The sequence below is a fragment of the Neobacillus drentensis genome (assembly GCF_036962765.1).
GTDB classification, from domain to species: domain Bacteria; phylum Bacillota; class Bacilli; order Bacillales; family Cytobacillaceae; genus Neobacillus; species Neobacillus drentensis_C.
Genome location: NZ_JBALOS010000108.1, coordinates 1 through 11391, shown reverse-complemented (window position 1 = coordinate 11391; position 11391 = coordinate 1). Strand labels below are relative to the sequence as shown.

Here is an 11391-nt window from a genome sequence, read left to right as displayed (position 1 = left end):
TATCGAATAGTTCTCATCTCTAAGACTATTTGGCCTATGCAATATCGAATACAATTGTGAAAAATTAAAAAAACTGTCACTTGTTAAAATTTCTTTTATATCATCGTCTGAACCAAAAAGCAAGGTATTGTATCTCAGTAAAGGCTCCTGTCCGATTAATTGATTAACAGACCTCATTTTTTTCTTCATTATATTTTTACTTAAAAGGATTGTCTGAACATGTCCTAAATAAAGAGGTAAGGCAGCATTTTGTTGTAAAATACTATATGCTGCCTGTATACTTTTTCCTTTGGCTTCCCCTATTAAAATGGGTGGAGCTGGTTGTGACGTGGTAGCCCCTTCTTGTTTTGCGATATTACCGAAATTTAATCCTTGAACATACATTTTAAATTGTCCGTCTTGATAATCCAATCCAATGGCTGTAACATATGTTACCCCTTCGATTTTTTTAGCCCCCCAACAACCTGTCAAAAGGAAAAGCTGAATAGTTATTATTATGAAAGTTATTATGTTCTTCATTAATTAACTACTCCTTTTGCCGATCTTTGTCCATTGGTTGATAGGCAAGACTACGTTTTTTTAACAGCTTATAGGGTAGCTTTAGAAAAGTTTTTATCATATCAGATGGATTTGGTAAGGTATATACAGAAACATAGGGTACACCAAAACTTTCTAGTGAAGCAGCATATGTTACTATGATAAAAAATGAAATAAAGAATCCAAACAATCCTAACGTAGCGGACAAAAATAGAACTGAATAGCGAAGAATTGCAATATTGCCAGAAAGGTTTTGGTTAATTAATGTATATCCTGAAATAATTGTGATTGATATAATGACCAACATGGATGGAGAGGTTAACCCAGCTCGAATCGCAGCATCTCCGATAATTAATCCCCCTAAAACAGCAACCGTTTGCCCTACAGCTTTTGGGAGACGGACACCTGCTTCTTTAAACAATTCAAACAACGTAAGCATAATAACGGCTTCTAAGGAAGCTGATAAGGGTAGACCTAATCTAGAAACAGATATCGTTGCCAGCAGTGTATAAGGGACTTGATCGAGTTGATAAGTGATTAAAGCAATGAAAAATCCAGGTAAAAACGTAGTTGTTATTAAAGCCATTATCCGAAGGAGACGAACGAAAGTTATAAAATAAAAACTACCGTGCGCATCTTCGGGTGAAAAAGATAATTGATTAATATTTGTTGGACCAATCAAACAACTAGGATTTCCATCAACTAAGATGGCAAATCGCCCCTGGTTTAATGAGTCGACCACATGATCAGGCCTTCCTATATAATCCATTAATGGCAAAATGGAAAATGGCTGGTCATAGAGAAGTTCTTCTAATTGATTACTACTACTCAAAATATCAACCTTTAATGACTCTAAACGTTTTTGTACCCTATCCAAAATAGCGGGATTGAGGATATCATCCATATAAAGTAATAATATTTTCGTCTTACTTCTTTCTCCAATCGTATATTCAATACTTTTAAATGAAGAAGTCTTTAACCTTTGACGGATTAATGCCATATTATCCGAAATCGTTTCGACAAAGCCATCTCTCGGTCCGCGGACAGAAGTTTCTATGTTAGATTCCTCTGGACTCCTCTTTGGAATATTAGAGATCGGGATAAAATACAAATCATTTGAATCATAATTAATAATGACTAATTCTCCGGAAAATAGCTTTTGTTCTACTTGATTTTTGATGTTTTTATCATCCTCAAGTTTACTTATCTCCATGAGGTTACTTAATAAATCAATGTTTATTTTTCCTTCCTTCAGAACTACTTCCATTATTCTCGGAAGGATTACTTGATTAATAAATTTTGTATCCACTAAATTAGGACAATAGACAATTTCAAGCTCATAATTACTTTTTCCACTTTTAAAGAATTTCTTTTTTTGTAGAATATCAGATGAGCCCTTAAACCATTCTTGCAATTGAAGCAGGTCTATACCTTTTTTAGAGTAATACTCTTTTCTCATGAAGCATCACCTTTTATTCGGATAAGTATTAAAAACAACACTGGAGTTAGACATAGAAATACTGTTCTAACAGGGAAATAAGTATGGTGCAAAAAGAAATAAAAACTTGTGGCATTCCATTGAATTAAAACCCCAATCATAAGAAGTAAATATAGAATCGGTAGAACCCAGTTTTTCTTTTTTACAGGAGAAAATAATTTGTTCATGATAAACATATTTATACTTATACGAATGAAAGCGCCCGAAAGCCATTGAAAAATAGAAAGAAAATCGAGACGGGTAATATGAACACCAAGTATTAATAGCTTCCACTGTTCATATGCGGGATTCTTTAATTTCGTTGCTTCTACGGAGCCAAATTCAGTTATGGCCCCCATCAGAGGGCCTAGGGATAATGCGACCAATATAAACCCTACAAAAATAAGCCATTTTGCTTTTAATCGATCTTTTAAATAGGGCGTTAAAAACAGTAAAAAAATAATTTCAAACAATCCTGAACAAGTGTAAATAATACCCTGAAAAAAACCAACAAAACCATTCTCAAAAATTGGAAATAGTAAGTTGTAATTTTTATTATTCATATTTCCGATTCCAACCAAAAATCCAAACATAGTTACAAGTGGAAGTATAGCTAATGCCAATGTACTGATCGTTCGAATACCTTTATAGGAGGCATAGAAGCAAGTGAAAGAAAATAAAAATACTACAACGAAATTAGGAACATCAAGTGTATAATTTGCTTTTGCCCAAAAAACCGTAAACTTTAATGTTATAAAAGCAGTCGTGAAAAAATAAATTCCAAACAAGAAGGATATCCCAAATGATAGCCACTTAGGTAATTTAATAAATAAAGAAAAAATATCATTATTCTTAAACTTTTTATAAATGTAAAATATTAAGAGTATCCACATTATAAAAGGAACAGTACTAGCGATTACACTTAACCATGAATCGCGCCCAGAAGAAGTTAAGATACTTGGAAGCAGTATTACATGTACCATAAATCCTGTGGACATAATCAGAAGAACATAAATATGAGCTGACTGAATCACCCTTTGATTCATTAACATCCCCTTAACACACTTTTTATTAATAAGTTAACCTTAAAGGAAATAATTATGTATGATAATTTGTTTAATAAATAATTTTATCCATAATTCTTTGTTACCTTCTATCACGTTCGTTTTTATTTAGACAACATTATTTTTTCGAGTATGTTAGATAGTTTTGAACACTTCACCCACTCCTACTCCAGCAAAACAGGTAATTTTGTTAATATAAAAAGCCAGTTGCAAAAGGAAACCTAATGAATTAGGAATCTATTTAATACAACTAGCTTATACTTGTGAATAATTATTAAAATTTTCTTTGTTCTAATTCATCATTTTAAAAGTTCCCGTTGCTATAGCCAGCAATTTTCCCGTACTGTCCCTTACTTCACCTTCCGCTGTCACTAGACTTGTCCCATGGCGGATTATGTTTGCTTTTGCCACCATTTTTTCTCCCTCTTGTGTCGGTTCCAAATAATTAATATTTAAATTAACAGTGACTAGAGAACAGTCAGTAAACGAACGTGCTGTTATACCCATCACAGTATCAAGAAGTACAGCATAAACTCCTCCATGTACCGTATTTATGGGGTTTAACAGGTAGGGTGTTACGGGAAGTTCTAGAACGATATTCCCTTCTTCAAATTGGTTAATCTGAACACCGATCTTACGGTCAAAACTGTTTCTTTGTTCAAGTTGTTTTTTCAAATCTTCTTTGGTCATATTATCCCCTCACTTTTACACATTTTTGTTGTAAAATTTTAAATTTCTTACTTATTTAATTGATATCTTACAAAGAGAGTATTCCTTATTTCAAATCCACTCCACACTCCAATTACTATTTCACCTACAAGTTGATCCCATAGAAAATCTTTAAAAAGGCTTTATAAAAAGGTACCTGTATCTTTTGGTATTGATGAAGAAATTTCATGCGGTCGTATTGGACTTCTTGTAGTTCTATAGAAATACTACCTGAATCGAAGTTAACAATACTGTACTTGGCGAAGGGTTCATTATTACAACCTAATGATCCGGGATTTAAAAAAGCTTTTTCGTCTGTTTGAAATAAATGAACAGGATGATGATGTCCAAAACAAATCAGTTTTTCATCAAAATCATTGAATAAGTGATTAAGATGTTTATAGGATGGTTCAACAATTTGGCTAAACGGATCTTTACTTATATGTTCAGTCAGCATGTCTTTTTTTATATGATAATGAATTAATGCAGTGGGAATCTGTTCAATGCTGTTAGAAATATATCTTGGAAGCTTCTCAAGCTTAGGAAAAAACGAAGGATCTAAGTCTCTTGCAATCCATTCATGATGTTTACGCATTTCTCCTACGTTGTGACTTTCAGGGTATTCTTCACCCTTTATCAATGCGAGAACAGCCTCGTCATGATTACCTGTAATCATGGAAATGTCTTTGCGTGAAAACAACATTTCTAATACTTCATTCGTCTGATGACCAATTCCAATCATATCTCCAAGGCAATATATATGCTCTATATTCTCTCTATTGTCTATTTCATGTAAGGTTGCTTTTAAAGCATTAGCATTTCCATGAATATCTGTAATAAATGCTATATTTTTCTCCATTAAAATTCCCCTTTCATTTAGCTAAAAACTTAATCTAACTATTATTTATCTTATGAAATTGAATTTTACATATCAGAAAAGTGAGCAACATCCGAAACTGGATGGCACCGCTCTTACCTTTGGACACTTAACTCGCTAATGGCAAGGTTATCTCAATCAAGGTTCCTTCGTTTACTTTACTTTGATACGTGATACTGCCATTGTGCTGCTTTATTATTTTATGACAGATCATTAATCCAAGTCCGGTTCCCTTTTCTTTTAATGTGTAAAAGGGCTCGCCTAAACGAGGAAGTAGTTCTTCAGGTATGCCACAACCCTGATCATGAAAAGAAATGATACACTTTCCATTTTCGCTTTTTCGTATTTTAATATGAATCATACCACCTTTGTTCATGGCTTCTATTGCGTTCTTTATCACATTAAGGAATACCTGCTTTAATTGGTTCTTCTCACAGTTTATAAAAATAGGAGATTCTTCAACACTCAGGATAAATTGTATATCATTCATAATGCCTTGAGGAGCTAATAAATCAAGCGTATTTTCAATTAATTCTCTTATATTCATACGATTTAGATGGGTCGCTTGAGGTTTACCCAAAGATAGCAGTTCGCTCGTAATCATTTCGATTCGTTCCATTTCACTTAGGAGTAATTCAATATACTCATCAGAATTATGTTCCTTCTGATAAAGTTGAAAAAAACCTTTTATCGTTGTGAGAGGATTCCTGATTTCATGTGCCACTCCGGCTGCTAATTCACCAACTATGGCTAGCTTTTCAGATTGCAAGAGAATTTCTTCTGATTTTTTTCTTTCAGTGATATCTCTGCTAATAATAACGATATGTTCTATCGAATAGTCCTCACCCACTACAGGCATACACCGAGACTCTAATTCAATCCACCCCCTTTTTTTATCTTGAAAACGGAATTCAATTAATTGAGATTTTTTATTCTCAAGCATCTCATTCATTGTAGTTTTAATCATAGAAAAATCGTCAGGATGAATTAACGTAGATATACCAATTCCTACAAGTTCACTTTCTTCATACCCTAAAACAAACTTATGAGAAGGGGAAATGTAACGAATAGCATACTCTTTATCGATCACCACTATTAGGTCTAATGTATTTTCTGCGATTAGTCGGTAGTTTGATTCACTTTCTTCTACCTTTTTATACATGTATGACAACCTATTATTTAATCTATACAACTTGACATATGACTCAATTAGAAAGGTAGCAATAATAACACCTAGGACCACAAACAGTAAATATTCAAAATGAACAGATGGATGATCCTTTATTTTGTGAAATATTGATACAAATATAATATAGATACTCACATAAATTCCAGATAGTATTAATACTCTTTTTATCGGGGTAATACGTGAAATATATAAATGCATGACCATAAAACAAATCATGACGAATGTCCAACCTAATAAGTCAGGATACCAATTGCCACCAATATACAGTCTCGCAAGGAGAGGAATTGCCCCGGTAATTAACCCTGCTACTGGTCCAAGGTAAGCAAAAACAATGATGACTGGTGCAAATTTTAGATCCAAAGAATAGCCTAGTTGTTGAATTGAAAACACAACGAAGATAATAGTAAAAATTTCAGCATATAACCCTACCCAAAATCGAACTTTATTAATGGGTTTATAATTGAAGAATGAATGGATAACTAATGGAATAATAACAAATATTGAAAAAACTGAGAGATTAACGATGTAATCCAATAAAATCAATCTAACACCTACCAACTTTAACGATATAATAGTTATCTAAAACTTTGTACAAATTATTATAGATACAAAGGATGTATAGCTATATGAATAAATGCATTTGCAATACAAAGTAAAGTCAAATCGCATAATCTCACCTGACTGAACCTTGATGTGTAAAATAGAAAGGTTTATTTTTCTTCTTTTAATTTACTGTCCGTTTTATTGTCACCGAAATATCGAATGCATAGATCTTCTAATTGATTCTGATATTCGGTTACAAGGTGATGATGATTTCCGAATTTCTTTCGGGCTTCATTCAAATTATTTTTTATTATTTCATATTCATCAACTAGTTTTTTCAAAATCATAAGATAACCTTCCCTCTTCATTGTTTTCCTTCCTAACCTGTTAATCACAAAAAATCTGGTTCTACCTATTTATAAAGGAAGAACCAGACTTATTCGCTTTTAAGCCTCCATTAATGGAAGAACTATATGAAATTATTCGAATTTCGTCACAATAAATGTACCTGTAAGAGCGTTTTGACTCATACCTTCAAAAAGGCTGTTCACCTCTGAAAGGGATACTTCACGATTCACCATTTTACCTGGAGTTAGTTTCCCTTGTGCCACGAGAGGAAGCAAAGATGAAAAACGATGTACAGGCATTCCAAAGGTAGAAATGAATCGTATCTCTTTAGTAAGCATCTCGTTGACAGGAATCGTAACCTTCCCGCCTTCATTTGAAATAATACCGCCTTGCAAATGACGTCCATCCTTTTTTAAACTGCGGATCGAGTTGACACATGTCTCGGAATACCCTAGAGCATCCACAGACACGTCTGCCCCTCCCTTGGTGATTTCCATAATGGCCTTAACGGGATTCGTTTCACTGCTGTTTATGGTATAATTTGCACCCATCTGCTTTGCTAACTCAAGGTTAGCTTGATTGATGTCCACTCCGATTACATTAGCACCCATAGCCGTTGCAATATTGATTAAGGAAAGACCGAGGCCTCCACACCCATAAACGGCAACCCATTCACCTGGCAGAACATGCGCTCGATCGACTAACCCGTGGTAAGCAGTCATGAACCGACATCCTAAGGCTGAGGCATCAAGGAAATTCATTTCCTCGGGTAGGTGGATTACATTTCGATCTCCTTTTGGAACAGCCACATATTCTGCGTAACCTCCATCATAGTTTGAACCTGGTGAGGTGCGAGAGTCACAAAGATGGGATTTACCGCCGAGACAGTGTGGACAAGTTCCATCACTGCCTGTAAAGGGAACAATTACCCGATCCCCCTTTTTAAAGTGAGTAACATCCTTGCCCACTTCTTCTACTACACCACTAAATTCATGCCCCAAAATACGATTTGCAGGCTGCCCATGCATCCACATATGCCAGTCACTTCTACATACTCCATTTGCCATGACTTTAATTAGGATACCGTCCTTATCAGGTGTAGGATCCTGCACATTCTTAACCTCACACCGCTGCTTATCTACTAGTACTAGCGCTTTCATTATTCTTTCCTCCTTGAAAATGTACCGTTTAAGTTAATCCAGATTAATGACAACACTTTTCGTTTTGGTGTATGCTTCAATACCTGGATAACCCATTTCTGCGCCAATCCCACTCTGTTTATATCCAGACAGTGGAATAGCATTATCCGAATGGAGATAATTATTTACCCAGACGGTTCCTGCTTCTAATGCATTAATTACCTTAAAAGCTTTCGAAATATCTTTCGTCCATACACCTGAAGCCAGTCCAAATTCGGTTAAATTTGCTCTTCCAATTACTTCATCAATATCCTCAAATGGCATGACACATAATACTGGTCCAAATATCTCCTCTTTTACAGCTGTACAATTTTCATCCAGTTCAGTAAGTATCGTAGGCTCCCAGTAATTTCCACCTGCTAATTTGCCATCATGAAGGGCATTTCCCCCCGTCAATACTTTTGCGCCTTCTTTTTTAGCAGTTTCAATATAATTTTTAACCGTTTCAAGATGCTGTTTGGAGACCAGCGGCCCCATCTGTGATGTAGGATCTAACGGATTGCCCACTTTCATTCTTTGTGCCATTTCAACTAGTTTTTCAGTGACTAGATTATAAACTTTCTTTTCCACATAGAGTCGAGAACCTGCCATACACACTTGACCTTGATTAGTAAACATTCCTATAAAAGAGCCTTTTATCGCTTTTTCTATGTCTGCATCTGCAAAAATAATATTTGGCGATTTTCCTCCTAACTCCAATGTTACCTTTTTCAAAGTATCAGCGGAGCTTTTCATGATTCCTTTGCCTACATTCGTTGATCCAGTGAATCCAATTTTATCAATATCGGGATGATTGGTAATCGCTTCCCCGATTTTCCCACCGGAACCTGTTACTATATTCACCACTCCGTCAGGGAAACCCGCTTCCCGTATTAGCTCACCTACTAGCAATGCCGTAAGTGTAGTTTGTTGGGAAGGCTTTAATATCACCGTATTCCCTGCAGCGAGTGGAGCTGCTAATTTCCAGACTGCCCCAAGCAATGGGATATTCCATGATGTAATTTGACCACAAACTCCAATTGGTTCTCTTTTTGTGTAAGCATGGAGATTCCCCCCTGTTGTAAACGGGATCGTTTCACCCGTTAATTTCGTTGCCCACCCTGCATAATAGCGAAGGTGAGCAATTGCTGAAGGTACAAATCCGTAGCGTGCAAAATTAATGGTGATTCCACCATCAATCGATTCCAAATAGGCAAATTCTTCTGAACGTTGTTCAAGCAAATCCGCCAGTTTATTGAGAAGTATTGACCGTTTTGCAGGAGAAGTAGATGACCATGGTCCTTTGAATGCTGCCCTTGCAGCACGAACTGCACGATCCACGTCTTCTTTGTCTCCCTCATAAATTTTAGCAATGACTTCTCCATTTGCTGGATTTATAGATTCATAGACTTTACCAGAGATCGAAGGAACCCATTCACCGTTGATTAACATTTGCTTTGTGCTAGAAAGGAATTTTGCCACATTTTCTTGATGTACTTCTAATAATTTGGACATTTAATACACATCCCCTATCATTATTTGAATAACACCATTAGACACCTAATGTTATAATCCTTCAGTACTTCAGTTTATTAAGAAACGGTTTCTCTAGTGGAACTTAATAAAAATCCCTTGTAGCCTTTAGCCGCGACCTCGTCACATTTCTTACGGTAAACCCTTACCCCACCGACATAAATGAGGAATCCACGCGGCTTTCCTTCGATATTTGCGCCCGTGTACCAGGATTCTCCCTTAGTATAGAGCGTTTTGTCAGCGACCTCTCTGCAATGCTTACTCCACGCCTCTTCCGCCTCGACTTTTGCCTCTATCGTTTCCACACCATTCTCGCGAAGGTATTCGATACAGTCACCAATCCATTCAACATGCTGCTCAATTGATACGGGCATGTTTGTTAATGCGGAAGGGCTTTCAGGTCCGGTAATCATGAACATGTTCGGGAAACCAGCGTTGGCGATTCCTAGGTATGTCCTTACATGTGCACCATTTGCCCATTTCTCCTTTAGTGACACCCCCTCTTTTCCACGGATATCTATCTTAAACAAGGGTCCTGTCATCCCATCGAATCCAGTTGCAAAAACAATGATATCTAGTTCATACTCTGCTTCTTCGGTTCTGATCCCCTTGGGTGTGATCTCCACAATTGGAGCACGCTTCACATCTACCAAGGAAACGTTTTCACGGTTAAATGTCTCATAATAATTAGTATCAAGGACCGGCCGTTTAGATCCATATAAGTACGTTGGCTTCAGTTTTTCGGCCACCTCAGGGTCTTTTACGGTTTCACTTATCTTGGAGCGGATGAATTCGCCTATTGTTTCGTTCGCAGATGGGTTTAGCATCAAGTCATTGTAGGTAAGTCCCATCGCAAATCCCCCACGCTCCCAGACCTTCTGATATTCTTGTTTACGTTCTTCCGGTGTATCATCCAAAGCTGATCTATCATTAATTAGCTGATCAAGATACCCAGTAAGGGAGTGACGTGTTTGATTCCTAATCTTGCTGTAATTTGCTTTTGTTTGACGTATGAACTCTGGGTCATAGGGATGGTTTCTCGCAGGGGTACAGTACCCAGGGGTTCGCTGAAAGACAGTAAGGTGATCGGCTTCTTGGGCAATGATTGGAATGGACTGGATACCGCTTGATCCCGTTCCAATAACACCAACACGCTTCCCCTTAAAATCTACTTTTTCATGCGGCCATTTTCCGGTATGATACCAATCACCCTTGAAGCTATCTAAGCCCTTAATGTTAGGAACATTTGCAGCATTTAGTAGACCAACACCTGAGATGAAGTACTTAGCCGACAGAATGGTCCCATCTTCCGTTTGGATCTTCCAGTTTTTATTGACCTCGTCGTAATGTGCAGCCGTAATGCGTGTATTGAACTGGATATCACGACGCAAATCTAATTTATCTGCCACGAAGTTAAGGTAACTTAGTATTTCCGCTTGCTCTGGGAATCTTGAAGTCCATGTCCATTCCTGAAGGATTTCTTCAGAAAAAGTATAATTATAAATGATGCTATCTGAGTCGCATTTTGCTCCTGGATAGCGATTCGCATACCATACGCCTCCGACATCACTATTTGCTTCGAAAACACGAATGGAAAATCCGGCCTCTCGTAACCGATGTAGCATGTATAACCCCGAAAACCCTGCCCCGATTACTATTGCGTCAAAGCTGTTATTCTGAGTAGATTTCATAAAAATTCTTCCCTCCTTCATATATTTAGAAAGTACTGATCCTTCTCCCTGATAAGGGTTAATAGAGAAAGGTTTCAAAAACATATTTTTTTTTATATAAGGAAAATCCCCGTATATGTAATACATCCATAGTCCATTCCTGGATCACAAACAACTTCAACTTTAACTCTTACTTAATTTTGGTTCACCAAGTTTTTGTCAACCCAAGTTACAACTTATTTATGTCTACGTTTTAAAGAATTCAGG

General features: G+C 36.5%; 9 protein-coding genes and 1 pseudogene. All 10 read right to left on the bottom strand.

The window, feature by feature from the left end; genetic code table 11:
- A pseudogene (locus tag V7137_RS14615) lies at window positions 1-519 on the bottom strand (hypothetical protein); the annotation flags it as partial.
- A gap of 7 nt (window positions 520-526) precedes the next feature.
- On the bottom strand, window positions 527-1996 hold the full coding sequence (locus V7137_RS14610) for a spore germination protein (protein ID WP_335698768.1): 1470 nt from the start codon (window positions 1994-1996) through the stop codon (window positions 527-529).
- Window positions 1993-3066 carry a GerAB/ArcD/ProY family transporter gene (locus tag V7137_RS14605; RefSeq protein ID WP_335698767.1) on the bottom strand — a complete coding sequence of 358 codons (1074 nt, stop codon included), beginning with the start codon at window positions 3064-3066 and terminating at the stop codon, window positions 1993-1995. The genes V7137_RS14610 and V7137_RS14605 overlap by 4 nt, the downstream gene beginning before the upstream one ends.
- Before the next feature lie 303 nt (window positions 3067-3369).
- Window positions 3370-3768, bottom strand: a complete 399-nt coding sequence (locus V7137_RS14600) for a PaaI family thioesterase (RefSeq protein ID WP_335698766.1) — start codon at window positions 3766-3768, stop codon at window positions 3370-3372.
- A gap of 124 nt (window positions 3769-3892) precedes the next feature.
- Entirely contained in the window at window positions 3893-4645 is a 753-nt protein-coding gene (locus V7137_RS14595; RefSeq protein WP_335698765.1) for a metallophosphoesterase family protein, read from the bottom strand.
- A gap of 127 nt (window positions 4646-4772) precedes the next feature.
- Window positions 4773-6395, bottom strand: coding sequence for an ATP-binding protein (locus V7137_RS14590; RefSeq protein WP_335698764.1), 1623 nt, complete (start codon window positions 6393-6395; stop codon window positions 4773-4775).
- 167 nt (window positions 6396-6562) lie between these two features.
- Window positions 6563-6763 (bottom strand): hypothetical protein, encoded by a 201-nt coding sequence (locus tag V7137_RS14585; protein WP_335698763.1) that lies wholly within the window; start codon window positions 6761-6763, stop codon window positions 6563-6565.
- 111 nt (window positions 6764-6874) lie between these two features.
- Window positions 6875-7903, bottom strand: a complete 1029-nt coding sequence (locus V7137_RS14580; RefSeq protein WP_335698762.1) for an alcohol dehydrogenase catalytic domain-containing protein — start codon at window positions 7901-7903, stop codon at window positions 6875-6877.
- A 33-nt stretch (window positions 7904-7936) separates the two neighbouring features.
- Window positions 7937-9436, bottom strand: a complete 1500-nt coding sequence (locus V7137_RS14575) for an aldehyde dehydrogenase family protein (protein ID WP_335698761.1) — start codon at window positions 9434-9436, stop codon at window positions 7937-7939.
- 77 nt (window positions 9437-9513) lie between these two features.
- On the bottom strand, window positions 9514-11145 hold the full coding sequence (locus V7137_RS14570) for a flavin-containing monooxygenase (protein WP_335698760.1): 1632 nt from the start codon (window positions 11143-11145) through the stop codon (window positions 9514-9516).
- Window positions 11146-11391 lie beyond the last annotated feature (246 nt).

Coding starts and splice junctions, on each gene's coding strand:
- V7137_RS14610 (WP_335698768.1), bottom strand. CDS start 1,996: ATGAGAAAAGAGTATTACTCTAAAAAAGGTATAGACCTGCTTCAATTG.
- V7137_RS14605 (WP_335698767.1), bottom strand. CDS start 3,066: ATGTTAATGAATCAAAGGGTGATTCAGTCAGCTCATATTTATGTTCTT.
- V7137_RS14600 (WP_335698766.1), bottom strand. CDS start 3,768: ATGACCAAAGAAGATTTGAAAAAACAACTTGAACAAAGAAACAGTTTT.
- V7137_RS14595 (WP_335698765.1), bottom strand. CDS start 4,645: ATGGAGAAAAATATAGCATTTATTACAGATATTCATGGAAATGCTAAT.
- V7137_RS14585 (WP_335698763.1), bottom strand. CDS start 6,763: ATGAAGAGGGAAGGTTATCTTATGATTTTGAAAAAACTAGTTGATGAA.
- V7137_RS14580 (WP_335698762.1), bottom strand. CDS start 7,903: ATGAAAGCGCTAGTACTAGTAGATAAGCAGCGGTGTGAGGTTAAGAAT.
- V7137_RS14575 (WP_335698761.1), bottom strand. CDS start 9,436: ATGTCCAAATTATTAGAAGTACATCAAGAAAATGTGGCAAAATTCCTT.
- V7137_RS14570 (WP_335698760.1), bottom strand. CDS start 11,145: ATGAAATCTACTCAGAATAACAGCTTTGACGCAATAGTAATCGGGGCA.